The 25,715-nt window shown below is 37.0% G+C and carries 24 protein-coding genes and 1 riboswitch; of the genes, 9 read left to right on the forward strand and 15 right to left on the reverse strand.

The genetic code is table 11. From position 1 onward, the window contains the following. Position 1: 1 nt before the first annotated feature. Complete coding sequence (locus tag NP781_RS19680; RefSeq protein WP_257520644.1) at positions 2-172, reverse strand: hypothetical protein; 171 nt, start codon at positions 170-172, stop codon at positions 2-4. A 179-nt stretch (positions 173-351) separates the two neighbouring features. Here NP781_RS19680 and NP781_RS19685 point away from each other — a divergent pair, with 179 nt between their 5' ends. From NP781_RS19685 to NP781_RS19695, 3 genes are all read left to right on the forward strand, one after another. Further along, positions 352-930, forward strand: coding sequence for a TetR/AcrR family transcriptional regulator (locus tag NP781_RS19685; RefSeq protein ID WP_257520645.1), 579 nt, complete (start codon positions 352-354; stop codon positions 928-930). 74 nt (positions 931-1,004) lie between these two features. Then, the gene (locus tag NP781_RS19690) at positions 1,005-1,358 is read left to right on the forward strand and encodes a DMT family transporter (RefSeq protein WP_004224419.1); all 354 of its coding nucleotides are present in this window, start codon (positions 1,005-1,007) and stop codon (positions 1,356-1,358) included. After that, positions 1,358-1,672, forward strand: a complete 315-nt coding sequence (locus tag NP781_RS19695; protein ID WP_221682995.1) for a DMT family transporter — start codon at positions 1,358-1,360, stop codon at positions 1,670-1,672. Before NP781_RS19690 ends, NP781_RS19695 begins: the two co-directional genes overlap by 1 nt. 53 nt (positions 1,673-1,725) lie before the next feature. On the opposite strand, the gene NP781_RS19700 is transcribed toward NP781_RS19695, so the two are convergent. Genes NP781_RS19700 through NP781_RS19710 form a run of 3 tightly spaced genes read right to left on the reverse strand, consistent with a single transcriptional unit; the run spans position 1,726 to position 3,797 of the window. Beyond that, on the reverse strand, positions 1,726-1,902 hold the full coding sequence (locus tag NP781_RS19700; RefSeq protein ID WP_255601717.1) for a hypothetical protein: 177 nt from the start codon (positions 1,900-1,902) through the stop codon (positions 1,726-1,728). 51 nt (positions 1,903-1,953) lie between these two features. Continuing rightward, positions 1,954-2,745 carry a heme ABC transporter ATP-binding protein gene (locus NP781_RS19705; RefSeq protein ID WP_257520647.1) on the reverse strand — a complete coding sequence of 264 codons (792 nt, stop codon included), beginning with the start codon at positions 2,743-2,745 and terminating at the stop codon, positions 1,954-1,956. Positions 2,746-2,750: 5 nt separating this feature from the next. Continuing rightward, positions 2,751-3,797, reverse strand: a complete 1,047-nt coding sequence (locus tag NP781_RS19710; protein WP_257520648.1) for a FecCD family ABC transporter permease — start codon at positions 3,795-3,797, stop codon at positions 2,751-2,753. 145 nt (positions 3,798-3,942) lie between these two features. Then, a riboswitch (cobalamin riboswitch) is annotated at positions 3,943-4,131 on the reverse strand. 154 nt (positions 4,132-4,285) lie between these two features. On the opposite strand from NP781_RS19710, the gene NP781_RS19715 reads away from it, so the two are divergent. Continuing rightward, positions 4,286-4,882: a biotin transporter BioY gene (locus NP781_RS19715; RefSeq protein ID WP_221682998.1), complete on the forward strand. Its 597-nt coding sequence runs from the start codon at positions 4,286-4,288 to the stop codon at positions 4,880-4,882. Between the two features lie 114 nt (positions 4,883-4,996). Beyond that, positions 4,997-5,566, forward strand: coding sequence for a YdhK family protein (locus tag NP781_RS19720; RefSeq protein ID WP_221682999.1), 570 nt, complete (start codon positions 4,997-4,999; stop codon positions 5,564-5,566). Positions 5,567-5,606: 40 nt separating this feature from the next. On the opposite strand, the gene NP781_RS19725 is transcribed toward NP781_RS19720, so the two are convergent. The 6 genes from NP781_RS19725 to NP781_RS19750 all read right to left on the reverse strand — a co-directional run bounded on the left by NP781_RS19725 (position 5,607) and on the right by NP781_RS19750 (position 10,570). Continuing rightward, the gene (locus NP781_RS19725; protein WP_221683000.1) at positions 5,607-6,308 is read right to left on the reverse strand and encodes a response regulator transcription factor; all 702 of its coding nucleotides are present in this window, start codon (positions 6,306-6,308) and stop codon (positions 5,607-5,609) included. Beyond that, positions 6,286-7,680: a sensor histidine kinase gene (locus NP781_RS19730; protein WP_257520649.1), complete on the reverse strand. Its 1,395-nt coding sequence runs from the start codon at positions 7,678-7,680 to the stop codon at positions 6,286-6,288. The genes NP781_RS19725 and NP781_RS19730 overlap by 23 nt, the downstream gene beginning before the upstream one ends. Positions 7,681-7,807: 127 nt before the next feature. Further along, positions 7,808-8,350 carry an NADPH-dependent FMN reductase gene (locus NP781_RS19735; protein WP_048394950.1) on the reverse strand — a complete coding sequence of 181 codons (543 nt, stop codon included), beginning with the start codon at positions 8,348-8,350 and terminating at the stop codon, positions 7,808-7,810. 63 nt (positions 8,351-8,413) lie between these two features. Next, complete coding sequence (locus NP781_RS19740) at positions 8,414-9,031, reverse strand: nitroreductase family protein (protein ID WP_221683002.1); 618 nt, start codon at positions 9,029-9,031, stop codon at positions 8,414-8,416. 70 nt (positions 9,032-9,101) lie between these two features. After that, positions 9,102-10,085, reverse strand: a complete 984-nt coding sequence (locus tag NP781_RS19745) for a ring-cleaving dioxygenase (RefSeq protein WP_257520650.1) — start codon at positions 10,083-10,085, stop codon at positions 9,102-9,104. 50 nt (positions 10,086-10,135) lie between these two features. Beyond that, a complete protein-coding gene (locus NP781_RS19750; protein WP_257520651.1) occupies positions 10,136-10,570 on the reverse strand; it encodes a MarR family winged helix-turn-helix transcriptional regulator in 435 nt (144 codons plus the stop codon). A 152-nt stretch (positions 10,571-10,722) separates the two neighbouring features. Here NP781_RS19750 and NP781_RS19755 point away from each other — a divergent pair, with 152 nt between their 5' ends. Next, positions 10,723-12,717 (forward strand): catalase, encoded by a 1,995-nt coding sequence (locus NP781_RS19755; RefSeq protein WP_257520652.1) that lies wholly within the window; start codon positions 10,723-10,725, stop codon positions 12,715-12,717. Positions 12,718-12,764: 47 nt separating this feature from the next. Here NP781_RS19755 and NP781_RS19760 read toward each other — a convergent pair whose 3' ends face one another. The 3 genes from NP781_RS19760 to NP781_RS19770 all read right to left on the reverse strand — a co-directional run bounded on the left by NP781_RS19760 (position 12,765) and on the right by NP781_RS19770 (position 16,960). Continuing rightward, the gene (locus tag NP781_RS19760) at positions 12,765-13,229 is read right to left on the reverse strand and encodes a YusW family protein (protein WP_221683006.1); all 465 of its coding nucleotides are present in this window, start codon (positions 13,227-13,229) and stop codon (positions 12,765-12,767) included. Positions 13,230-13,334: 105 nt separating this feature from the next. Further along, on the reverse strand, positions 13,335-15,542 hold the full coding sequence (locus tag NP781_RS19765) for a YcdB/YcdC domain-containing protein (RefSeq protein ID WP_221683007.1): 2,208 nt from the start codon (positions 15,540-15,542) through the stop codon (positions 13,335-13,337). A 128-nt stretch (positions 15,543-15,670) separates the two neighbouring features. Beyond that, positions 15,671-16,960, reverse strand: a complete 1,290-nt coding sequence (locus tag NP781_RS19770) for a glycoside hydrolase family 18 protein (RefSeq protein ID WP_257522559.1) — start codon at positions 16,958-16,960, stop codon at positions 15,671-15,673. Positions 16,961-17,463: 503 nt separating this feature from the next. On the opposite strand from NP781_RS19770, the gene NP781_RS19775 reads away from it, so the two are divergent. Both NP781_RS19775 and NP781_RS19780 read left to right on the forward strand, forming a co-directional pair. Next, positions 17,464-17,883 (forward strand): hypothetical protein, encoded by a 420-nt coding sequence (locus tag NP781_RS19775; protein WP_257520653.1) that lies wholly within the window; start codon positions 17,464-17,466, stop codon positions 17,881-17,883. A gap of 12 nt (positions 17,884-17,895) precedes the next feature. Then, positions 17,896-22,989 carry a DUF4132 domain-containing protein gene (locus NP781_RS19780; RefSeq protein ID WP_257520654.1) on the forward strand — a complete coding sequence of 1,698 codons (5,094 nt, stop codon included), beginning with the start codon at positions 17,896-17,898 and terminating at the stop codon, positions 22,987-22,989. 43 nt (positions 22,990-23,032) lie between these two features. On the opposite strand, the gene NP781_RS19785 is transcribed toward NP781_RS19780, so the two are convergent. Together NP781_RS19785 and NP781_RS19790 are read right to left on the reverse strand one after the other, a co-directional pair. After that, complete coding sequence (locus NP781_RS19785) at positions 23,033-23,764, reverse strand: hypothetical protein (protein ID WP_257520655.1); 732 nt, start codon at positions 23,762-23,764, stop codon at positions 23,033-23,035. Continuing rightward, complete coding sequence (locus NP781_RS19790) at positions 23,757-25,094, reverse strand: AAA family ATPase (RefSeq protein ID WP_257520656.1); 1,338 nt, start codon at positions 25,092-25,094, stop codon at positions 23,757-23,759. The genes NP781_RS19785 and NP781_RS19790 overlap by 8 nt, the downstream gene beginning before the upstream one ends. Before the next feature lie 149 nt (positions 25,095-25,243). Between NP781_RS19790 and NP781_RS19795 the strand changes: the two genes are divergently transcribed. Continuing rightward, positions 25,244-25,705 (forward strand): hypothetical protein, encoded by a 462-nt coding sequence (locus tag NP781_RS19795; RefSeq protein WP_009374122.1) that lies wholly within the window; start codon positions 25,244-25,246, stop codon positions 25,703-25,705. Positions 25,706-25,715: the final 10 nt, after the last annotated feature.

A 25,715-nucleotide genomic window follows, 5' to 3' on the forward strand; every position in this document is an offset into this window, starting at 1 on the left:
ATTATGATGGATGATTTGTAGTAGTGCTATTATTTGACTCAAAAGCGCCAGAACCGTGTGATGGTTTGGAGGAAGCATCATAGGCAACTAATGTTACACCAATCTTTTCTTCAAGCTCATTGATTTTTTCTAGTTGCTGCGGGTCTAATTGTGCAAACTTAATTTCTGTCATGGCCATCAATCCTTTCAATTATACAATTCCCCGAAATATAGAAAATATACTTCTTCGCATAATTGTGGAATTACAAACGAACACGGATAAAAAAATGACTGATTATCAGTCATTTTTATTGACATTATTTTTCTTATTCTATAACATAATAATTAAGTATGGCAAAAGTGAGGGATTTCATGTCAAAAGAAGAAAAAATTATTCAAGCTGCCATTGAGGTTTTTCGAGAAAAAGGAATAGAAAAAACAAAGGTTTCAGATATCGTTAAAGCTGCTGGGATCGCTCAAGGAACATTTTATCTTTATTTCCCATCACGCCTTTCTGTGATGCCAGCTATTGCAAAAAATATGGTAGAAAGAATTATTGCTACCTTAGATGAAGGTATTTCAAGTCATAAGCCCTTTGAACAGCAACTTGAAGAGGTTGTGGAAATGGTTTTCTTAATCACGAAAGATTATGGAGATATCGTTGCACTTATTTATGCAGGTATTGCGCAAACTGAGCATTTAAAAGAATGGGAAAATATATATGCACCCTATTATGAATGGATGAGCCATTTCTTATTATCTGGCAAGCAACAGGGAATGATACGTGATTCAATTGACCCAACACGTTCTGCTAAACTGATGATTGGTCTAATTGAATCTGCTGCTGAACAAATTTATTTATTTGACGATAGCAAGGATGAAACAATGAAATTGCTCAAGCTTGAGCTTATAAACTTCCTATCTCACGCACTTGGCCTACGTCACCCATAAAAGTGACGTTCTTTTTTACTTCAAAAATGACTGAACGTCAGTCATTGCATTACCTAATAGAAAGGATTTTACTTATGAAAAAAGAATGGATGTACGTCGTTTTAACAAGTTTATTTGAATTGCTTTGGGTATTTGGCTTTAACGTAGCAAGCTCATGGTGGCATTGGATAATTATTGTGACAATCATTGCTATAGATTTTCATTTCTTATCGAAGGCTTGCGAGAGCTTACCTACTGGTACAGTCTACGCTATTTTCGCCGGAGCAGGTGCAATCGGTACTACATTAATGGATATTTTCATTTTCGAAGGAGAATTTAATGCCATTAAAGGACTGTTCATGATTATTTTAATATTAGGTGTGATTGGTCTAAAATTAGCGGATAATTCCTCTAAAGTGCAGGTGCAAACGAAAGGAGAGAATGTATAATGGGTTGGGTACTTATTATCTTAGCTGCTTTGTCTGAAATTATAGGTGTGATTGGCTTACGCTTCTATAGTCAGCAGAAAACATTACGAAACTTAATTTTATATATTGGTGGTTTTGGTGTGTCCTTTGCCCTTTTATATGCATCCTTCAACTATTTGCAGTTAAGTATTGCCTATGTTGTTTGGGTAGGAATTGGTACTGTTGGAGCTGTACTCGTAAATATCATTTTCTTTGGTGAATCTAAAAATCTATCACGTATTATCAGTATCATAGCAATTATCATAGGTGTAGCAGGCTTAAAAGCAGTATCTTAATGGCTCTGCAATACAGGACGCCACTCTTAAATCGGAAGCGTCCTGTATTCATTTTATTTAATACGGCATGGTTGGATAATAATCAATCCATCCGAGCCAATACCAGTATGGACATTGGCCATTTTTTGAGCCAATTCACAAAAGATATCTTCCTTGTAATCATGTTGGAAAAGATCAAGATAGATATCGCTGTTGCCAATACCATGCATTTTCGTAAAGGCTATTTGCATACAGTCACTCCTTAAAGGATGTTTTATGTATCTAATAGAAGATCTCGCTTTCTATATTTGGCTAAACCTCTTCGTGAACTGTTCAGGAACATATGTAAGATACGGCTTCCCTGTCAGTGGATGTATTTGAATATCCGCAAAAACACCGAATACATCTTGTAGCACTGTTGGGGTAAGTACTTCCTCTGGTGTACCATGGCAAACTATTCGCCCTTGCTGTAAAACGTAAATTTGATCGCAATACATAGCAGCGATATTCAAATCATGTAAAGCTGCTACTACGGTTAAATGCAAGGTCTGAATTAAATCCATAAGTTGAAGTTGATGATGAATATCTAAATGATTCGTCGGCTCATCCAATATTAATACCTGTGCTTGTTGAGCGAGTGCCCTTGCAACCATGACACGCTTTTTCTCGCCACCAGAAAGCGAACTAAAGCTTCGTTTCTCTAAATGTGATATGCCCGTTTGCCTAAGAGCCTCTTTAACAATTTGAAAATCTTTCTCTTGATCAAGCTCTAACAGCTTTTTATGTGGTGTTCTTCCCATACTGACTAAATCATGCACAGTGAAATCAAATAATACGGGTGTCTCTTGGCTTACAACAGCCAAATTTTTCGCAATTGATTTACTTGATTGCTTTAATATATCATGCTCATTTAATACTACCGTTCCGCTTTCAGGTTTTAGGAGACGATACATATTTTTTAACAATGTTGATTTTCCGCTCCCATTAGGACCAATTAATCCAACAAATTGCTTTTCTTTTATTTGAATGCTTACATCATGTAGTATACGCTGATCGTAAATGGAGAATGATACTTGTTTCGCTTCTAATGTCATGGACGTTAATCTCCTTCACCGAAAGAATAGTTGTTACGACGGAGAAGCCAAATGAAAAATGGTCCCCCACAAAAAGCTGTAATAATACCAATTGGCATTTCCTGAGGAGCAATAATGATTCGAGCAAAGGCATCTGCCCACACTAAGAATATTCCACCTATTAAAGCACTAATAGGTATGACGTATTTATAGTTTGAGCCCACAATTAAACGCACAATATGGGGAATAATCAATCCCACAAATCCTATAGAACCACTAACTGCGACAAGCACACCAGTTAATAGAGATACTAATAGTATTAACTGAATACGGAATTTCTGAAGATTAACGCCTAATGTCACTGCCGCCTCTTCTCCTAGTAATAATAAATTTAAATTGCGATAGTGTAGCCATAGTAGCCCAAATACAACCAAGAATACGAAGGCTGGAATCACAATACTATTCCACTTGGCTCCAGCTAAACTACCTAGCATCCAAAACATAACAGCCTTTAAGGCCCCTTCTTGCTTTGACATCATTAAAATAAAGTTAGAGATAGCCGTTAAGATAAAGGACACAGCCATGCCTGCCAATAGCAAGCGGAAAATAGAGACACGTCCCCCAACACGTGATAAGAAAAAAACAAGTGTAATGGCAAGTAATGAACCAAGGAATGCGGATACTGAAAGAGCGTAAATACCTAAAAATGAAAACGCTCCTAAAATAATCACAGAAGTAGCTCCTACAGCTGCCCCTGAAGAAATCCCTAGAATATACGGGTCTGCAATAGAATTACGTACAAGTGCCTGAATGGCTGCCCCTGCAATGGCTAACCCCGCTCCTACTATAGCAGCTAGCAAAACACGAGGTGCTCTTATTTGCCAGATGATGATTTCCTGAGAGCGACTCCAATCTTGCTCGATCGAAGTTTGTATAAAAGGAATTTTAGAAAGAATAACTTTCCATACATATAACGGTGTAACTGAAACTGAGCCAACCATTACAGCAAAGGTCATTGAAACAATTAATACCATGAAAAGTACGAAGGAAAATAACATAAATTTTTTATTCATCTGTTTTAAACTCCTACTGAATATTGATGAATGAAGCAATAAAAAAAGGTATCCCATGCGAAAATGCGCATAGAAATACCCTAGATTAAACAAAGTCAGAAAAATATCCAGCTATTGTCCGTAATTGCTTGCATCCTCGTGGGCATTACAGGTATTACTAAATGGCAGGTCTCCTGGCTTCGATTCACTATCCTATAATTGCCTTCCCATTCTTAAACAGTGGCAAATCATATTATAGGATTCCTCGTTACAGTTGCGGGACAGCGTCGGACTTCCACCGACTTCCCTTTTAAGTGACATTCAAAAATGTCACACCAATAGTATTTGAAGTTATAAAATTGTGACGGTTCTATCATACATTTTTATAGATAGATAGTCTACTTCTATTTAACCCAATATTTGAGTTAACTATTAATAATAATAAGGTTGACACAATAGCATTCGTTTTTTACACTAGCAGTAATAACTTATAAAACGAGGTGAAATTCATGGCAACTGTTACACAACATAGTCACCATAAGTTAAGAACTATTGACATTACCTACATTGGATTGTTTTCAACGCTAATGATGGTAGGTGCTAATATCACTTCCTTTGCACCCTTTATGGTAGTTGGTGGTGTACCCATTACGCTTCAAACCTTCTTTGCAACTTTAGCAGGGCTTATTCTTGGTAGTAGAAAAGGTGCGCTCGCCTGTACAATTTATATGTGCGTAGGATTGGCGGGAGCTCCTGTCTTTGCTCGTTTCGGTGGTGGAATTGGCCAAATTTTAAGCCCTACCTTTGGGTTTATTATTACATTTATATTAGCGGCATTTGTTGCAGGGTTGATCGTGGAACGAAGCGGGACAAAGAAAAGTTTTATCGTAGCTGCTTTGGTAGCAACGGCTATAAATTATTTGATAGGAACAAATTGGATGTTTTTTGCCTATAAGCTTTGGGCAAGTGCGCCAGAGAATTTTTCATATAAGCTCGCTTGGCTTTGGATGATTCCTCCACTACCAAAAGATATTATTTTAGCTATTTTTGCTGGTATCTTCGCCCATAGATTACAAAAAACATTGAAGATCATGCCCATTCAATAGCATATCTCCCCACCTAATTGTGCCAGACTAAAGAAATGTTTTTCATAGGGTCATATCCATCGTTTCTGCACATTTATTTGCTACATTAGGAGCACATAGTGAGGAGGATATCATATGAAATTCAATAAAAGATGGTCAGTCGGACTATTATCAGTAGTCGCTCTAATTAGTTTATCGGCTTGTACAGAGGATCAAACAGAACCAGCGTCCACTTCTAATGAAACTTCTGAAAAAATGGATCATTCTACAATGAACCATTCAAGTTCTGGCGATGTACCAGTAACATTAAAAAAAGCTGAATACCCGAAATTTCCTGTAGGGAGCACAGCCATTATTACAGATGGACATATGGAAGGTATGAAAGGGGCAGAAGCAACAATAGTAGGTGCCTATAATACAACTGCCTATGTTATTTCCTATGAGCCTACATCTGGTGGAAAGCGAATAGAAAAGCATAAGTGGGTGATTCATGAAGAATTAATTGACCCACAAGAAGCACCACTGGCTCCTGGAACAGAAGTAAAAACGGACGCAACACATATGGAAGGTATGGAAAATGCGACTGTCCTTATTGACGAGGCTGTGCAAACAACTGTATACATGGTCGATTATACTTCCACTACAAGTGGTGAAGCTGTAACAAATCATAAATGGGTAACAGAAGAAGAGCTTAGTCCAAAATAATAGAAATAACCTCTACCTTCAATTCTGGTAGAGGTTATTTCTAGCTTTTATGTTCCATTCGCTTTCTATTTGCAGACTTATGCCATTTATAGCCGATGCCCCAAACGGTTTGCAAGTAATCATCCGCAGGAAAACCACTTTTTCTTAATTTTTCTCGTAAATTACGTACATGTGAATCAATGGTACGATCTTCAATCGTTACATCATATCCCCAAACGGCATGTATAAGGTGTTCTCTAGAAAATGCTCTATTTTGATAATCTAAAAATAGGGCGAGCATGGCAAATTCCTTTGGTGTTAATGGAATTGCCTTATGTTGAAAATATACTTCAAAGGACTCTCGATCTAGACAAAGCCCTTCAAAGTTAATCACTTTTTCTACAGATATCGTTCTTCTTAATACAGCATGTATGCGTGCTAACAACTCTTCCTCATCAAAAGGCTTTAAAATGTAGTCATCAGCACCAAGGTTTAAACCTTTTACAATATCAGCGTGTTCTCCTTTTGCAGTAAGCATAATGATAGGAACATCCCAAAACTTCCTAATTTCCTGGCAAACCTGCCACCCATCCATCTCTGGCATCATAATATCCAAAAGAACTAAATCCACATGTTCTTCTTCTAAAAAATCCAATGCCTCTTGTATAGAAGTCATTGCTCTACAAAGAAATAGCGGTTCCAAATAAAGGGTTAATAAATCTAACATTCTTGGTTCATCATCAATGCATAAAATCGTTTTCATTCGTTTCTACTCCTTTAAATGATAATTCAAAAGTAGTCCCTTTATTGATTTCACTTCTAACCTTTATTTCTCCCCCATGTGCTTGTACAAGCTCCTTGACAATAGCAAGCCCAAGTCCAGATCCACCTAAAGCACGACTACGTGATTTTTCCACTCGATAAAACCGATCAAAAATATATGGTAAATCCTTCTTTGGAATTCCTTTCCCTGTGTCTTCAACGGTGATGCTTAAAATTCCACTGTCTTTTTTTACAGTGACTGTAGTCATATCTCCTGGCGCACAATAGATTAATGCATTATTTAATAGATTAATCAGGATTTGCTCAAGTCTTGCTTCATCGGCACATAGTGTTAAGCCATTATCACAACGGACAACCAAATAGATACTTTTATCTTGAAAAGCGGGACTTAATTTTTCTTCAATGCTTGTGAAAAACGGCTCTAAATGTAAGCAATGTTTTTCAATTACAAATGAGTTTTCATCCATTTTCGCTAAATCAAATAAATCTTTAATTAATCTAGAAAGTCTATTTGTTTCTTCTATTATAATAGCTAAATACTTTTGACGATCTTGCCCTGTTAAATCCCGTTTAGCAAGAATGTCTGTATAGCCTTTAATAAAAGTTAGCGGTGTACGAAGCTCATGTGCAATACTCGATAAAAACTCCTTACGCTCTTGCCTTAGATGATTTAAATCATTGGATAAAAGCTGGATAGCATTTGATAAATCCCCAAGCTCGTCTTTTCCATTCGTTGAAAGAGCGACTGTAAAATCACCCTTACTCATTTTCAATGTAGCCTCTTTCATTTGAATAAGTGGTTTAGCCAACTTGCGAGATAGAACAACAATGACTGCAATACTGACAAGACCAGATACAATACCCACGATGAGAAAATGCTTATTGAGCCGTTTCATTAATGCATGGATGGAATCGGTATTTTGAAACATAAATACATAGCCAATCGTTCCTTGCTGATTTTGAATAGGGCTTATGGTCGCAATAGCTTTAACTTCTTGCCAATTGTCTTGTAAAACCCTTCCTTCATAAGGTATTTCCCCCTCTATCTCACGAATCAGATCACTCATTTCTTGATGTGGTTGTGAGGATGCAAGGATTGTTCCGAAATGGTCAGTCACCACGACATCTGTACTTGCTTCTGATTCCATAAGAACGACATGTGCTAGTGTTTCATTATTGAAGTTCTGTTCTAATATAGTACGATGTGAATTTCCTCTCGCTTGTAAACGCTCTAGTTCCTCTTCCACTCTAGAATTCGTCAGGGAAACATGCAAAAAAAACATCATAAAGGTTTCAATACAAAACAATGTGATGAAAAAGATAATGCCAAGCTTTAATGATAATTTTCTCATCCGTAACCACCATTTTAGAATTTCTTAAAAGTATATCCTGAAAGTGTGAAGATTTCATGCAGAAGTAGCATCTTTCCAAACAAAAAATGCCCATAAGTATATTGTATACTTATGGGTTAGATTTTAATTAAACGTATTTTTTTGCCCAGCTTAAGAAATTATCAATGACTACGTCAAGGAATTTCACTGTACCTTCATCAGTTAAATTGCCTTCTTCATCAAATTTAGTGTGAACAGCACCAATATAAACGTCATTGCCGCTAAGTAATGGTGAGTTAATGCCTGGAGAGAATAAAATATCACGTAAATGTAATTGTGCTTTTACAGTACCTAAGTTCCCCATTGATGCACCCATAATGATGGATGGCTTGCCAATCATTACTTTATCTACACGAGATAGCCAATCAATAGCATTTACCATAACCCCTGGAACTGTACCATTATATTCTGGTGTAACCCAAAGTACAGCATCTGCAGCTTTTACTTTTGCTTTAAAATCAAGAACTGCTTGTGGAGCCTCATTTTCAATATCTTGATTATACATTGGTAGGTCCTTTAAGCTTAATACTTCAAGGTCTAACTTTTCTGTATAACGTTTTTGAATAAATTGAGCTAATTGCATATTATAAGATTCTTTACGGATACTACCTACGATTGCTACTACTTTCATGATGTTTCCTCCTAAATGTCCATTATTCATAGTATTTGTATAGCTATTGTATTTTATACCATTTCAATAATAAATGGCAAATTCTTCAACTGGCTTACGATATCCACGTAATCGACGACTGCTCTCTTTTTCTTTCCCAATAGTAATCATTAAGGCTATTTCATGTGTTTCTGGCACATTGAATAGCTCACGCATTTTCTGATTATCAAAGCCAATCATTGGACAAGTGTCCCAACCACGATTTTTCGCAGCTAGCATGAATAACATAGCAGACAAAGAAGCATTACGAATGGCTTCATCTTTCATGAATCCTTCACCGCCATCCTCATAAAATCTTGTATTCTCTGCTACAATATCCTCTAGTTCGCCCGCTGTAATTATACCTAAATCCACCATGCCTTGACTTAGCTCAGCAGTATTTTTATATGCTTCCTTGTCACCTAGTACAAGAATTACACCTGAAGCTGAATGCACTTTATATTGACCATATGCTGCCTCTCTCACCTTTTCTTTCATATCCTCATCCAGCACAACAATATAATTAGCATGCTGTAAGTTAAATGCTGAAGGGGCAAGCTTAACATCCTCCAAAATAGGACGTATATCTTCTTCAGTCATCTTAACGTCCTTGATAAAATTATTAGCAGAGCGACGCTTATCAATCAGCTTGGAAAATTCCATTTTTTTATCCCCCAATACAGTTATGTATACATCCAGTGGGGCTTATCTTTCCCAGCTGGATGAAATTGTGTTACTCATATTCTTTATCGAACATAATGGAACTTCTTACAGTGTCAATCGGACGAACAAGACTTTCAATCTGTTCACGTTTTGGTTCTAAAAACGGTGGTAATGACAGTTTTTCTCCTAATGTTTCATATGGCTCATCGCCCATAAATCCTGGACCATCTGTAGCCAATTCAAATAAAATCTGCGGAGCTACTCGTGCATACAATGATTCAAAGAAATGACGATTTACATAGCCAGAAGTGTGGAAACCAAAACTTTCCAAACGTGCAGTCCATTCATCTAATACCGCACGATCCTCTACACGAAAGGCAGCATGGTGAACAGTACCAAAACCTTGACGAGCTACAGGTAACACTGTGTTGTGCTCGACAATAATCTGGGCGCCATTTCCTCCCTCATCTACTTCAAATAAATGGAAGTCTCCTTCTTCTGCAATCTCTGTAAAGAGCAATACATTTTCTAACACATCCTTAAAGTATTTAAAATTAGCGACACGGACAAAAACTGGTCCTAAACCTGTAATGGCATACTCAAGTGGGATGGGGCCATTTTGCCAAGGCGTACCTGCTGCCACACCTGTATTGTGCTCATCGGAAATTAACTGATAGTGCTGATCATCAAAATCTACGAAAGATAGTGTTCTCTTACCAAACTGTTCTTTCATACCTGTATGCTTCACATTTAAACGGTCAAAGCGCTTTATCCAATAATCTAAAGCAGCATCCGTTGGTACACGGAAAGAAGTCTTTGAAATTTCATTTGTACCATGTACACCTTTTGGGATATTAGGGAAATCGAAGAACGTCATATCTGTACCTGCACTACCCTTATCATCTGCAAAGAATAAATGGTATGTTTGAATATCATCCTGATTCACTGTTTTCTTTATTAAGCGCATTCCTAAAACATAGGTAAAGAATTTATAATTTTCTTCAGCACTACTTGTGATAGCCGTTACATGGTGTACACCTTTTAAATGATTCATAGTATGCTCCTCCTATATATCTCGATATCGAGATATATATTTAAAATTTTTTATTGGTTATTGGCGTTCTTGCCAACTTTTTTAAGTGATAAAATCATGTTGTCCAGCTCCTGAGCTTCCAATACTTCAAATATCTCATTTATTTTCTGTTCATGCTTAGGGAATATTTCCTCCATCAAAACCTGCCCCTCAAGCGTTAGTAATACATACGTAACACGGCGATCTCTTGGACATGCCTTACGGTACACATAGCCCTTTTGCTCGAGCTTATCTATCACATAGGTAATACTACTGCTTGCAATTAATATTTTTTTACCAATCATTTGAACTGGTTGTTCTCCATGATGATATAAAAATTCAAGAACCGAAAATTCAGTTTGATTTAAATCGAATTGAAGTAAATCTCTTTTAGTTGCATCTTGAATCGTTTGATATGCTCGGAACAAGACCGTAAATGCTTTTAAGTTACGATTGTTTTGCTTCATACGACTCCCTCTTTTTACTTCGAATTTAATTATCTTTAATTCGAGATAATAATAACATATACATTTTTGAACAGCAAACAATTTGTTTCTTCATGTTTGCCATCTTTTCGTTGGGGTAGAAGGTAGTTGTAACTTATAAAGGAGGATTCTAAATGAAAAAAGATGTCAATCAAAAACAACAACAGCTAGAAGCATTCCGAGTAAGTGATAAAGATCAACCTCTCACAACCAATCAAGGATTAAAAATATCGGAAGATGAGCATTCACTAAAAGCAGGTGAGCTAGGACCCACTTTACTAGAGGATTTTCATTTCCGTGAAAAAATGACTCACTTTGACCATGAACGAATTCCTGAACGAGTAGTACACGCACGTGGCTCAGCCGCTCATGGAATTTTTGAAACATATGAATGCGCAAGTGATATTACAAAGGCACAATTTTTAAATGGAAAAGGAACTAAAACCCCTGTTTTTGTCCGCTTCTCTACCGTTGCTGGATCTAAAGGCTCTGCAGATACTGTTCGTGATGCACGCGGTTTTGCTACTAAGTTTTATACACAAGAGGGCAATTATGATTTAGTTGGAAATAACATACCAGTATTTTTTATTCAAGATGCTATTAAATTCCCCGATTTTGTACACGCTGTAAAGCCCGAACCAAATAACGAAATTCCACAAGCACAAAGTGCCCATGATACATTTTGGGATTTCATTGCAAATAATCAGGAGTCTGCTCATATGGTTATGTGGCATATGTCAGATAGATCGATTCCACGAAGCTATCGAATGATGGAGGGCTTTGGTGTTAATACTTATCGCTTTATCAATGCCGAAGGAAAAGCCCACTTTGTTAAATTTCATTGGAAACCTGTACTTGGGGTAAAATCATTAGTATGGGATGAAGCACAAATCATAGCTGGAAAAGACCCCGATTTTCATCGCAGAGATTTATGGGAATCGATTGAACGTGGGTATTTCCCAGAGTGGGAGCTTGGTGTGCAACTTATTCCCGTTGAAGATGAATTCAAATTTAGCTTCGATATTCTTGATGCCACGAAAATATGGCCTGAAGAAGAAATTCCAGTACGCATCCTTGGGAAAATGACCTTGAATAAAAATGTGGATAATTTTTTTGCAGAAACAGAACAAGCCGCATTCCATGTCGGTCATGTTGTACCTGGCATTGATTTTTCAAATGATCCTTTATTACAAGGTCGTTTATTCTCCTACACCGATACACAGTTAATACGACTGGGAGGTCCTAATTTCCATGAGCTTCCTATTAATAAACCAATCTGTCCATTTCATAATAACCAACGAGATGGCTATGGCCGACAAACCATTAATGTGGGACAAGTTAGCTACCATAAAAATTCCTTAGCCAATAATACACCACATCCTGTTTCTGAAGCAGATGGTGGATATAAGCATTATGAAGAAAAAGTTGAAGGGCATAAAGTACGTGCACGTAGTGAGAGCTTTAAAGACCATTTTTCTCAGGCAAGATTATTCTGGCTTAGTATGACTGATATTGAGAAAAAGCATATTATCGATGCCTTTAGCTTTGAACTTGGCAAAGTAAAAAATAAAGCGATTCGAAAACAAGTTGTAGACATGTATGCTAATGTCAGTTACTCACTTGCTTCATCTATCGCTGAACGAATTGGTATAGTTCCACCTGTAGAAGTGGAAGTACCACATATTCAACAAATTTCTCCTGCTGTTAGCCAAGTAATCAATGCAAAGGAAAGTGTCAAATCTAATAAAGTAGCTGTAATTGTTACAGAAAATAGTAGTGAAAAATTAAATGAACTTATTGCTACATTTTTAAGTGAAGATATCGTAGTTGAACTAGTAAGTAATAAACAAGGCATAGTAAGCGGCTATGAAATTCACGAAACATTTGCTACTACCTCCTCAGTTCTTTATGATGGGGTTTATGTTACAGGAGCCTTTCAAAATTCCTATGAACAAGCTAAAGCAGAACAGTTTATTGAACAAGCCTATCAGCACTGTAAAACAATAGGTTATACGGAAAATGTTTTATTTTCACAGCATATAGCCAATAAACATGGGGTTGCAAACGATCCAAAGTCTTTTGTTCATGCCCTTGCTAAACATCGACATTGGGTACGAGAATGTAAATGAATGAAAAGCCAGCTAACTGATTAAATCAGCTAGCTGGCATATTTTTATTATTTAATCCGTTTAAATTCCTTTTCATTGCCGTCTACAAATTCGACATCCACTTCAATGGATTGATAGTTATCTTCAATATTGAATACTTTGATTACTTGATCAATCACTTCGTCATTAGGTGTAGTAGAATCAAAATTCAACTGCTTAAATAACGGCTCTAATTTAGTATAAGCTTCATCGCCCTGCAGTTTTTCATTTTTTCGATCATCCTCTAATTTTGCTTCTATTCCTGTTTTTTTATCTTCATATTCTACCTCATAAGACTCCGTTGCAGAGTAATCAACATCTAATGAAAACTCTATAAAATTAAATGTCACTTGGTCAGTGGGCGTCTCACCAGTCTGTTGAGTAGCATTCTGATCTGCTGGAGCGTTTGCAGGCACATCATTTACCTCATCCTTATTACAGCCGTAAAGAATAACAGTCATTAAAGAAATCACTAAAATAAATTTCAATTTCAATTTATTCACTCCTTTCTTTACTTATTATTTCCCCATTCTTCTACAAACTAACCTAAAAAGGGCATCTCCTACAATTAAGGAGATACCCTTTTCATGGAATGCGACTTAATAATAGAAGTTACGATCCACTTTATTTTCTTGAATAGCTTTTGCTAAACGAACTGTTGACACAGCCAAATCGGCATATGACACACTCTTGCTAGCATTAAAGTTATTTTGCTGTGTATCAATCAGACCCATCCCATTTGCTATTGCTATATAGCCTGTATACGCTGGATCAATAGATGCTGAATCCGCAAAGTTTAATTTGTAAATATCCTTATACTTTGCAACATTCTCCAATTGCATTGCTTTAACAGCCCATACCGCTAGCTCTTGACGATTTAATGCTTCATCCAAAGCGAATTGGTTTGCTGGTTGTAAAATTCCCATTCTTACAGCTTGTTCAACCACTCCATATAATGGATGGTTTTTATCGATATTGCTGAAGGTTTGCTTTTCACCATCGCCACTACCAAAATGGCCATATGTTAAAGATTTTAGTAGAATCTTTAATGCTTCTCCCTTTGTCACAGCAGCATCAGCATTAAAGTTTGCTATATCTTTTACCTCTAATACATTTTGATGTAAAAGATAGTTTAATTCATTGGCTGCTGTTGGGTGTGAAATAGATGGTTTTTCTTTTGAGTCATCTACCTCATACAACCATTCACCAGTAATTGCATCAATCTGATTAACTAAGCTACCGTTGTAAGTTGGAGCATAGACTAGATCATAATGTTGTTTACCTTCAGTATCTTGTTTTATATATTGTAGTTGTAATGTAAGGGCCTTACTATATGCTTCTTTTGCTTTATCAGCAGAGATTACCTGACTAAGAGAAGGCCAGTTATTAATCTTTTGCTTATTAACATTCAATGAACGTAATGACCCATCAGATCCAATACCTACGTTTATTTCATCTCCAACAACTGCAATCCCGTTTACGATGCGTGGGAAGGAGAAGTAATAATCTTTACTATAATCATCATATACAGGATCATCAATTGGCATCGAATACTCATGTAAATAGGATGGAGCCCATTGCTTTAAGTATTCAATCGCCTTTGCTAATGCCGCATCCTTAGAGAGGGTAGTTGTTTTGTCAGTGTTGATAAAATCTCTCATAATATCGTGATACTGCACGATATCGCCTGTTGCCTTATTAATTTCGAAAGAGGTACCAGACCCGCCATTATTGTACATATACATGTAATTTACTGTATAAACCGTTTCACCATTGTCATTTTCTCTTTCGTCAACCATATCAATCGTGAGCTTTGCCTTGTCTTCATCAACTTTTAATAAATTTTTAGCGAATTCCTCAACCTCTGCTACTGTCATACCGCTTTTTCTTGGTGGTAATTGCTGTGAGGATATTTTCTCAACGCTTTTCGTCTTTGGAACTTGTGTAGAGAAGCCATTCGTTGTTTGCCATTGACCTGTTAAAGCATGTACACCATTAAATCCTGTTGCTGGCATATAGACAAGCTTCACATTACGTTGATCGCTAAAATAGTCAACGTAATAACGAAGTTCAACTGCTAAGTTATCCCGTACTTGTGCTACAATTTCTTCCTCATTTTTTTTCTGGCTTGAGCTATCAAAGGTTGCTTTACTTAAAGATTCTGTATTACGATACATTCCTGTTATTTGACCATTAGCAAGAACATCAATAGTGATACTTTGATCGCCAATAAGCACTCCATTATATGTTGGTGAATAAACAAATGAGTAGGTAATTGGTTGTGATAATGGACGATTAATGTCATTGTAATAACCGAAGCCATCTTCACGGAGTTTATAGTTCTCTATTTTCGCAAATTTTCTTAGGAAGTCATCTGCAATTTTTTTTGCTTCAGTCTCTGAATATTTTGCGGGATATACTGCTTCAGCGATATTAGCTGGCTGATAATAGAAATTTTCTAACTCCAAATCTTCACCTTTAAATGTAAAACCACCATATACATCTTTACCATTTACAGTTTTATGGAAGTTTAAATCATAACGGACCGTTGTATCATCTCTAAAGAAATGACCGCCTCCAGAATTAAACTCATTGTCAGCTACAAATTTGAACTCTTCAGGGAATAGTGCACGTAATTTGTTAATTAGCATACCTTTTGTCACTTTTGTCTCTGAGGCAGCCAACTGTATTGCAATACGCTCTGAAGGTTCTTTCACATTTGCAGAAGCTTGTGAAACGGGTGCTAGAATACCAACAGAAAATGCAGTAGTTGTTAAAATAATACCTAACTTTTTAAATTTACCCAAAATATCCCTCCTAAAATACTATTTACCATTATTATAATATATTTATCCATAATTAGATATGGAATTTACAGATAATTTCCTCTTTGAAGAAAATACATTGGGTAATCTGTCCCTTATACTTCCTTATCTTATTTCTTTACTACATCAAAATTAGCACCAATTAATACCCAATTCTGAGGGAATGGTAGTCCTAATTTCCAATAACCAATACCACGAAGGTTATATTGTTTAATGAGATTGAATTTAGCTTGAATAGATCTAGCATCTTCAAACCATACCATATGCGCTCTACCTTGCTCATCATAGTATTCAAAAAACGGTGCTTGGGCTCTCCAATCATACTGAATTGCTGCATTATAACGTTTAGCAATTTCAATGGCTCGCTGTGGACTAAGTGCTTCTGCAAAGGGTCCCCCCTGGACAAAAGGTAACGTCCAATCGTAGCCATATAAATTTTGCCCCAACATAATTTTGCCTGCAGGTATTTCACTAATCGCATATTTTACAACTGCCTCTACCTCTGGGAGAGGTGAAACGGCCATTGGTGGGCCAGCTGAATATCCCCATTCATAGGTCATGAGTAAAACAAAGTCCACGATTTCCCCATGTGCCTTATAATCATGTGCAGCTGTCCATGGTCCTTGCTCACTATCACTTGTTTTTGGCGCTAATGCCGTAGACACTGTATATCCTTGAGCATGGAATTTTTCAACAGCTCTTCTTAAAAAATTGTTATAGGCTTGTCGTTGATCTGCTGGCAAATTTTCGAAGTCAAAGTGGATATCCTTAACATCCCCTAGTTGCTTTGCTTCTGCAAGAATATTATCAAATAGTAAATCTTGAACAGCTATGCTTTGAAAAATATCTCTCGCTAATTCACCACTAAAACTAAAATTCTCCAAATTAGAAATAACCATTGCCATTGATGCTCCCGTATCATTGGCAATTTGTGTTACACCTTGGCTTGGTGGCCTCTGTAAAGTACCATCACGCCTAGCTTCATAGCTAAATAAAGCTAAATATGTTAAATTAGGACCCGCTTCCCTCGCTTGATTCAAGAGTGCCTCACTAACTGATGTTCCTCTCGGCTCTAAATAGGCTAAGGTTTCTGCCCTTGTTTTTGGTGGTTGTGGGATGTATAATCTCGTTCCAACTGCTAATGGTTGATTGGGATTAATGCCATTTACTTGTGCAAGTGTTACATAATTAATACCGAAACGTTGGCCAATTGACCATAAGCTATCACCTGGCTGTACATAATAAAAGCTTCCGACAATCGGGATTACAAGAGCTTGCCCCACAACTAAACGATTTGGCTCTGGAATTTGATTGGCATCTATAATGCTCTGAACCGTAGCCCCATACGCCTGTGCAATTCCCCATAAAGACTCACCAGCCCGTACAACGTGTATTTGAATGATTTTGCCTCCTTTTAGCTTGATAAAATCATACCTATAAAGCTTATGAAATCAGAGATGAAAAGATGTCTTTCAACAACTACACAAAAATAGACCACTATTTATAGCGGATGAATATTGGACTGTATTATGTCAGCTATTTAATACAAAGAAAATCATATAAATCCAATCTAATCCAAAGCGAGTCTCTTTCATGAAAGAATTTACTTTTACGTATGTATGTCTATAAAGTTACCTGAGTAATATATTCTGCTTTTTACTCCGTTATTAGTATAAATAAGCGCAAAATGATACTTATCTAGATAATATTAATCGTACAAATGTTCTATTTTTCATATAATCTGAGGCAAAGTGTCACCCACTTTCTACCCTACCAATCAAGTGTAGCAGGCTACTTTTTGTTACGCTTTTCCCAAATTTTTTTACGCAACTAGCGTCATATGCCTTATTCTTTTCCCTGTTCTCACTCTTGTATAATGAAATTATTGTAAGGAGGTGTTAGATTGCGTTTACTTTACCAGCAAAAAGTAATCGGTAAGAAGTCTCGTAAACTTGAAAAAATTCCATTTTCAATTGAAGAGCCCGTCATAACGTTACAAGACTTACTTGTTCAGCTTGTTACACAGCAGGTTCAACAATTTAATGAGAAAATGGTAGATACACCACTTCATCTTTATTTAACGGATCAGCAACTAGAAGACGCAGCTCAATATGGCAAAGTACATTTTGGAGAAAAGAAAAAGGATACTGTACAGTCAGTTAATCAAGCTATTTCCACAATGCTTCAAGCCTTTCAGGACGAGCTGTTTTTAGTCCTTCATAATGAAGAATCTTTAAATTCTCTTTCTACACCATTAAACATACAGGAGGACGATGTCTTTACATTTATTAAACTTACTATGCTTGCAGGACGAATTTGGTAAGGAGGGATTTATATGACACTTTCACATGAACAAAAAACACATTTTCAAAGTATAGTTGATTCTGCACCTATAGTCATACAGCCTTTAGCAGCTGCATTGTTAAAATACATGGACAATAGAGATTATGACATTAAAACGCTTATAGACGTTCAGCAATATTCATCACTTGAAGAGTTATTTAGTGGACCATTATTTGAAGTGCTTACCCTGTTTTCTTCACAAGAACGGGCACTTAAGATCAAGAAACTAGCATTACGCTTTGATGCTACAATGTTCCAAAGAGGTGTTTTACGTCGATCTTTTCGTTCATCTCAACCAGTGCAAGACCATCTGTTTCAATGTTTACAGTTAATAGAAGAGATGCTGACATTTGCGGAAATTAGTTTGCAGGAGTTGTTAACAAATCATCGTCAATATGAGCATGGAACCTACCCAAACTATAGCTCTTATGTCTTAAAAAATGAAAATATAAAAGTAATGGGTTTTAACGTCTTTGAGCAGTTGCTCGCTGAAGAACTATCATTAGAGAACCCGTCAATTGAAGAAGCAGTAGAGGGTATTTTATTTGATGAACATCAAAGTAGCTTTTTCGGTCATCCATTCATTCGAGGTATTTTTAAATCAAATAATCATCGGATGCATGATGCACTTGGCAAACTCTTATTAGCAGCTGCACGACAAGAAGGTTTACGACAGGCAATAGTAGAAAATATTGACCATGGCAATCTTGATGCACAACTCTACATGATGAAGCTTATTCAGGAACAACGCCTAACACGCTTCTCCTCTGTAATTCGAGCAGTCGATACTTGGATGGGACTTGGCTATAATAGCTTCGAAAATCAAAAAATAACCGAGGAAGTTCTTGCATTAGCCATCCAAGCAATCGAAGAAGACAGCTTTATTGAGCAACTGTTAACGAGTGAACGTACAATTGATATCTATGTTGCATTATGGGCAACTGCTACAAAGGACTATACGAAATTAAATGACCTTGTAACAATTCTCTTAAAACGTGACAAACATATCCAACTTACAACGCTTGCCTTTTTGAAAAACTTATCGAAAATTTCCTTCACAGCGCCATTTGTAAAGGATTTAATCTTATCAACAAAAGATATCGAGTTGTTTGCCTTTGCATGGGGCAATTTTCTTTATGCTAATCACCATATTAATAGTGAGTATGCAAGAGACAATGAATGGGCGCAAATCCTTCAAACCTTCATGCAAGAAAACACACAGTTACAAGGGATTGAATACCTTTTATTTGAACAGCTTGAGTGGGCAAAAAATGAAATTACGAAAGATGGACTTAACATTACAGGTAAACCGCTATCCTTCGTCCATGTCCATTTGTCATTAGAAGATTTAATTTCAACACAAATTATTTTAGCCCATCATGTACAAGATGAGGCATTATTCCAACGAATTATTGAGCATGCAGAATCTTACTCACCATCTAGCAGAATCGGCCTACTGAATATTTATTGTCTAGAACCTGTCACCACACAAGGTCAACGCGAATTTTTATTTAATTCTTTACGAGATCGTAGTTCCATCAATCGTTCTCTCGCGTTAAAAAAAATACGTGCTTTAACACCAACAGAAGAGGAAATAGCAAAGATTGAAGATCTTTTAGCAAATAAATCAGGTGCACTTCGAAAAGAGGCTATTTCACTCTTAAAAGTTCAGCCACAGAATAATCTGTTACAAAGTGCTGAAAGGCTGTTAAAAGATAGTAAGCAGTTAAAGAGACTTGGAGGGCTTGAATTACTATTAGAAGCCTCTAAGCAACACAACTTAGCAAGCGAGCAAATTACATCTTTATGCTCCTTATTACCAAAAGTAACTAAAAACGAGCAAGTTTTGTTAGAGCAATTAATTACAAGGGATGTCCCTGAGTATAACGAGAGTAATGGCTTTGGCTTGTATACGCCACATCCCCCTATTCAATATGGCTGTATTTCTGATGGAGCCATTCAAATGAATGGTGTAGAGCCTTGGCAACAGCTTGCTCCACTTTATGTACAGACACCTACACCTTTTGAAAAATTCTTTCAATACGATATTGATAAGTTATTATCTAAGCTTGAACAGCTTATTCGGGTTTTAGATAAACATGCTGAACTAGAGTATGAAACATATCATTGGAATGACACACCCATTACCACTACATTAGGGCAAGAATATAGTGTAATGGCAACTAAATCAGATAATCAACGACATGCTAGTCTTGATGCTTATCCTATCCCTGAAGAAATTATTCAATGGATGAAGTCAACATTATTTAGTAATGAGGACTTAGCCTATTTTAATTTTTATCATAGTCTATCAGAATACCCTTCTGCTCATGATCTTTCCGAAGCAGCTCATACACTAATTAAACCGTTCTTCCAATACAAAGAATTAAAAGAACGTGTTACTCAATTGAATTTCTTGAAATATGACGATACAATTCAACAGATATTCACAGTATTAACCCAAGATATCGACAAAATCTCAGGTGACAAAATACTACATCAGGAAGCTCTTTCGTTACTACAAAAGCATGCACCCGAATTTAATCGCTTTGAACAGGCAATAGGCATTATGCTACAGCTACTCGAACAAATTCCTGTGGATCAGTGGCAACTTGACGTTCGAGAGAAGAGCTATTATTACTATCGTTCCACTTCTACTATTATCGATTTAGATGTCGTTGAGTCATTTGTTGATCGATGCTGGTCTGATTACTCAACCTATGGTGAATATGTCAAAATGCTAGCTATCAATGAAGAGCTAACAAAGCGTATGAAAAATGCTAGCTATAGCCCAAACGTCTACAATTTGTCTTTATTCCAATATTTAGACGCCATGAAAGTTGGTTTATTTACGCAAGATCACTTATTTGAAGCCATATTTACCAACACGCTCGCTCCAGAAATATTTAATGAGCCAACTAAGTTACTAGAACGCTATCAACAGTCGTTTGAAGATTTAACAGATTTCTTTACTATTCGTGAACAAGCGATTGATCGTATTTTAGCCATAGAACTAAAACGTGGTGATACGCCTACTGCTGTAACAAAGCTTGCTAGTAGCATTTCTTATTTTGAGGGTATTGATTATTTCTTACAGATTCTACAGGCACTTGACGGAGAAAAGCTTGCGCGAGGCTATATTTGGCAGGCAGAAACGAAAAAGGATGTATTCTCCCGATTGCTAACCAACTGTTACCCCAAAAAAGAAGAAACAGCGCAGCAATTAAAAGAAGCATGGCAGAAAACAGACATTTCTAAAGAGCGTTTAATTGAAGCAATGATGTATAACCAGCATTGGATAGACCTTGTCAGTGAAGTAATTGGTTGGGATGGACTAAAAGAATCAGCTTGGTATTTTATTGCTCACACAACAGATTCCTTGTCCGACTATGCCAAGGATCAAATTGCCCTTTTCTCTAGCATCACTGCTGAGGATTTCCGTGATGGGGCATTCGATTTAGCTTGGTTCCAAAGTGCTTACCAAACACTCGGTGCAAAAAATTTCAAAATTGTCTATGATGCAGCAAAATATGCTTCAGAAGGAGCTAATCATCGTAGGGCACAGCTTTATGCAGATACTGCCATTGGTAAGCTTAGTCCTAAACCATTAATGCAAGAAATCCAAGACAAGCGTAATAAAGATAAACTACGTGCATTAGGCCTTATCCCACTAAAAAAATCAGATGATAAAGATGCCTTAACACGCTACCAATTTATTCAACAGTTTTTAAAGGAAAGTAAGCAATTTGGTGCTCAACGCCGCGCAAGTGAGGCTCGAGCAGCAAGTATCGCTCTAGAAAATTTAGCGCGCAATGCAGGCGATGGAGAAGCCACTCGCTTCACATGGCGTATGGAATTATCTTCCTTTAACGATATGAAGCATTTATTTAAAGCACAACAAATCGAGCAAATTACAGCCCATCTACAAATAGAAGATAATGCCTCTGTAGCTATTATTGTTGAAAAGGATGGTAAACGTCTAAAGAACGTTCCTGCTGCCTTAAAAAAGCATGCTGATATTGTAACCTTGCAGGAAGCCCGAAAAGACTTACAAGAGCAATATAAACGAGCCCACCCAGCGCTTGAGCAAGCAATGGAATTAGAAACAGTATTTTCGGTCGAGGAGCTTATTCATTTATTAGCCCATCCGATTCTAGCTCCGCTTTTACAAAAACTACTATTTATTAGCGATAATGACGTCGGAATGCTTACACCAGAAGGTTTACAGCTTCTATCGGCTGACATTGTGGACCTTGCTCCTACGTCCTCTATAAAAATTGCTCATCCTTACCACCTTCTAGAAAGTGGTCAATGGAGACAATGGCAATCCTATATGTTCGAGCACAAAATTAAACAGCCATTTAAGCAAGTGTTCCGTGAGTTATATCTCATTAATGCTGATGAAAAAGCACAGAAACAATCATTGCGCTATGCAGGGCATCAAGTAAATCCTTCACAAACAGTAGCCCTGTTGAAAACACGTGGCTGGCAAATCAGCTATGAAACAGGACCACGTAAAGTATATTATAAGGAAAATATTGTGGCATCCTTGTATGCACAGGCAGATTGGTTTACGCCAGCAGAAATTGAAGCACCTGCAATCGAAGGTGTTTACTTCTATGATCGACTAACAGGCAAAGATATCGTTTTAGATGATATTCCAGCTGCGATATTCTCTGAGGTTATGCGAGATATTGATCTCGTTGTCAGCGTAGCTCATGTCGGTGGTGTAGACCCTGAGGCAAGTCATTCTACTGTTGAAATGCGCAGTATTATCGTAGAAGAATTGGCTAAATTATTGAAGCTAAACAATGTGGAAGTGAAAAAGCAACATGCCCTCGTAGAAGGTAAGCTAGCAAGTTACTCCTTACATTTAGGAAGTGGTGTGGTGCATCAAATAGGCGGTTCCATGATCCCAATTATTGCTGTCCCATCTCAGCATCGTGGACGAATTTTCTTACCGATGGTGGATGATGATCCACGGACGGCTGAGATCATGTCCAAGCTCTTATTACTATGTGAAGATACAAAAATTAAAGATCCAGCTATATTAACTCATATTCGAAGCTATGAGCAAATGCACTAACGTACTCTAGATAAAAACAGGTGACTCCATTCGTCACCTGTTTTTACTGTACATCTGTTTTAATCATTTCAAATAATAGCGGTACATTCGTGCCACGATGCAATGAATGACAGCCTTCCATTAAAAATGACCAACTTTTCTTTATTTTTTCCCTATATGACAACTCTGAACTGACTGGGAGATAGGTGCTTAAATATTCCTCAATCGTGCATGTCAGATTGTCCATAAATTCATCTGCTTTTTGTATTTTTTCTGTAGGGATTTCATTGCGCTCATTCCATAAGACATGCTCTAAATTCGTAGAAAAATAAAATAATTGATAAGGTACTTTCATACGGTTAATGCTAAAGTGGTCGTTGGCAATCAAAATTCTAGCATTCTTAGCCTTCATATCATTGCGTTGTTCTATTTGTTCTTTGCGTTTATCCGACTTCACTAAAATAGCATCCTCTGTATAAAATAAGTTTTGCTCGATACGCTCATCTACCTTGACGCACTCTGGTGCGATAAAGCATCCATCTGCATCTGTAATATGAACAACCGCTGTTAAATCATTGGGTAAAAATTTATATTTTTCAAGATAGCTTTGAATCACTCGTACAACACTGTTTTTAATATTCGGTATGCGTTTGTGCGCATCCCACTTTGTTAAGATATCTTCTCGTTGTACATCAAAGCGTATTGTGGAGTTCGCAAAATGAGCATCTAAATAATCCTCTAAAATAATTTGCTCCGTCTGCCCTTCCACAATAATTAAAAGTACTTTTTTAGTCATGTTGAACACCCGCTTTACGAAAAGCCCGCTTTATTTTAAATGTTTTAGTTTCCTTATATATCTCTTCCTCTTGCCCGCCAAGCTGGATAGCACGTAAATAGACATCTCTAGCGTTATTCACTTCTTTCATACCTTTTAGCTGCATATAACGGTGATGTTCATTTGTTGTCGTAAACCATAAATTTTTAATAGCTAGCACCTCTAACACACGTAGATTATGGGAAGTAAAAATAAGTTGCCCTTTTCCATCCTCATCTATCACTGTTAACAACTCACCTAACAAATATTCAAATACACCTGAATCTAATTCATCAATAACAACGCATGCATTCGGATTATTATATACAGCAATCAATACACTAAGAATAGAAATGATCTTTAAAATTCCCTCTGACTCTGTTCGTAGCGGTAATTCCTGCTCCCCACGCTGAGACAAAAATTCGAAACGGATTCCTTGTTCGCCACTGTCCATCATTTGCTTTGTAATGATATTAATTTTAATCGTCAGACCAGGAATAATGGCTGAGAGCACTTGATTACTTTGTTCAATAACCTCACATAAAGCATAGAATCCATCCTCTGGTAATAAAGCTGGTCCATTTAAATCATAAGGAATAAGACCTCTTGTTTTCTCTAAATGAATACTGAATGGCATCATCCGTTCTTCAAATAGTGGGGCAATATTTTGAGTATTAACAACATGTAAGTCTCGACTAAAATCAACAGCAATATTTTGTAGCAACTGCATTTCTAGCTCAGAAAGTCGTTCATGTAATAATGCCTTTATATCCTTATGGAATAGAAATGACATATATTGTTTTCTTGCTAACTGTTGAATAACCAGTAATTGAATTCGTGCTTGTTCACTCAAATCATCCAGTTTCGATTGACGGATTTGTACATCCCTCTCCGTCACAGCCACTAAAATCTTTGATCGCTTCCCTTTCGTGTTTTCTCGATAGGTAAGGCGCTCCAACGTAGTATATAGTCGATGCTGATCCTCCTGTAGTTCAACATAGTAATTCACAAAAAATGTACCGAATTGATTTTGAACTAGAAATTCTACATCCAAGCTAGCTGTTTGCTCTCCTGCCAATATAAGTCTTTTCTTTTGAGAGGGCAACTTCACTTCAGCAAGCCATCCTGATAGAAGTGTTTTCAATAAACTAAATGCATCTACAATGGTTGTCTTCCCAGAACCATTTTGTCCATATAGGCCAACAACATTCGCTTGTAGAAATGTCTCAAAATTTACTGCGAGTACAATTTCACCCTGTCGTACATTTCGTAAATTTTGTAAGTTTATTTTTTTTATCTTAATAATTGCCATATGCTAAACATCCTTTTAGCTTTTTCTCTTATTATAATGAAATTCGTTTTATTTTATAACAAATTCGAACTTAAGCATCCATAGCCTATAGCCTATGACAAAAATCGCAATAGGCATATGTTAGAAAAAATGAAGAAAGGTGTGTTTCATTGGTTTATCCTAGATTAGCCCCTGATGATTTTAACAGTCAATTTCGCCCAGGTATGAAAATATGGGTAACACTCCCTACTGGTACTTATTCAGGTACATTAATTCGAACATTCGGAACTGGAGGAAGAACTGCTGAAATTCAGTTAGATAATGGTCAAATAGTGACTGTGGATGTTAGTCAAATCACTGCTGCAGGTACAGGAACACCTCCTGGTAGTTCCTATCCGCCGCCATACCCACCACCTTATCCGCCATATCCGCCTCAACCTTATCCACCGCGTCCATACCCACCACAGCCTTATCCGCCTCAACCTTATCCGCCACGTCCATATCCACCACAGCCTTATCCACCTCAACCTTATCCGCCACGTCCTGGAGGGCAATATCCTGGTTTCCCACCACCATTAATACCAGGACTCCCTAATATTCTACCGGGTATATTTGGAAATCCACGACCGTAGCAACAACTAG

It is taken from the genome of Lysinibacillus sp. FN11 (assembly GCF_024628845.1).
Classification (GTDB): Bacteria; Bacillota; Bacilli; order Bacillales_A; family Planococcaceae; genus Lysinibacillus; species Lysinibacillus capsici.

Bases quoted from the DNA above. Each gene is read 5' to 3' on its own strand.
- NP781_RS19680 (WP_257520644.1), bottom strand. From the start codon at position 172: ATGACAGAAATTAAGTTTGCACAATTAGACCCGCAGCAACTAGAAAAA.
- NP781_RS19685 (WP_257520645.1), top strand. From the start codon at position 352: ATGTCAAAAGAAGAAAAAATTATTCAAGCTGCCATTGAGGTTTTTCGA.
- NP781_RS19690 (WP_004224419.1), top strand. From the start codon at position 1,005: ATGAAAAAAGAATGGATGTACGTCGTTTTAACAAGTTTATTTGAATTG.
- NP781_RS19695 (WP_221682995.1), top strand. From the start codon at position 1,358: ATGGGTTGGGTACTTATTATCTTAGCTGCTTTGTCTGAAATTATAGGT.
- NP781_RS19700 (WP_255601717.1), bottom strand. From the start codon at position 1,902: ATGCAAATAGCCTTTACGAAAATGCATGGTATTGGCAACAGCGATATC.
- NP781_RS19705 (WP_257520647.1), bottom strand. From the start codon at position 2,745: ATGACATTAGAAGCGAAACAAGTATCATTCTCCATTTACGATCAGCGT.
- NP781_RS19710 (WP_257520648.1), bottom strand. From the start codon at position 3,797: ATGAATAAAAAATTTATGTTATTTTCCTTCGTACTTTTCATGGTATTA.
- NP781_RS19715 (WP_221682998.1), top strand. From the start codon at position 4,286: ATGGCAACTGTTACACAACATAGTCACCATAAGTTAAGAACTATTGAC.
- NP781_RS19720 (WP_221682999.1), top strand. From the start codon at position 4,997: ATGAAATTCAATAAAAGATGGTCAGTCGGACTATTATCAGTAGTCGCT.
- NP781_RS19725 (WP_221683000.1), bottom strand. From the start codon at position 6,308: ATGAAAACGATTTTATGCATTGATGATGAACCAAGAATGTTAGATTTA.
- NP781_RS19730 (WP_257520649.1), bottom strand. From the start codon at position 7,680: ATGAGAAAATTATCATTAAAGCTTGGCATTATCTTTTTCATCACATTG.
- NP781_RS19735 (WP_048394950.1), bottom strand. From the start codon at position 8,350: ATGAAAGTAGTAGCAATCGTAGGTAGTATCCGTAAAGAATCTTATAAT.
- NP781_RS19740 (WP_221683002.1), bottom strand. From the start codon at position 9,031: ATGGAATTTTCCAAGCTGATTGATAAGCGTCGCTCTGCTAATAATTTT.
- NP781_RS19745 (WP_257520650.1), bottom strand. From the start codon at position 10,085: ATGAATCATTTAAAAGGTGTACACCATGTAACGGCTATCACAAGTAGT.
- NP781_RS19750 (WP_257520651.1), bottom strand. From the start codon at position 10,570: ATGAAGCAAAACAATCGTAACTTAAAAGCATTTACGGTCTTGTTCCGA.
- NP781_RS19755 (WP_257520652.1), top strand. From the start codon at position 10,723: ATGAAAAAAGATGTCAATCAAAAACAACAACAGCTAGAAGCATTCCGA.
- NP781_RS19780 (WP_257520654.1), top strand. From the start codon at position 17,896: ATGACACTTTCACATGAACAAAAAACACATTTTCAAAGTATAGTTGAT.
- NP781_RS19785 (WP_257520655.1), bottom strand. From the start codon at position 23,764: ATGACTAAAAAAGTACTTTTAATTATTGTGGAAGGGCAGACGGAGCAA.
- NP781_RS19790 (WP_257520656.1), bottom strand. From the start codon at position 25,094: ATGGCAATTATTAAGATAAAAAAAATAAACTTACAAAATTTACGAAAT.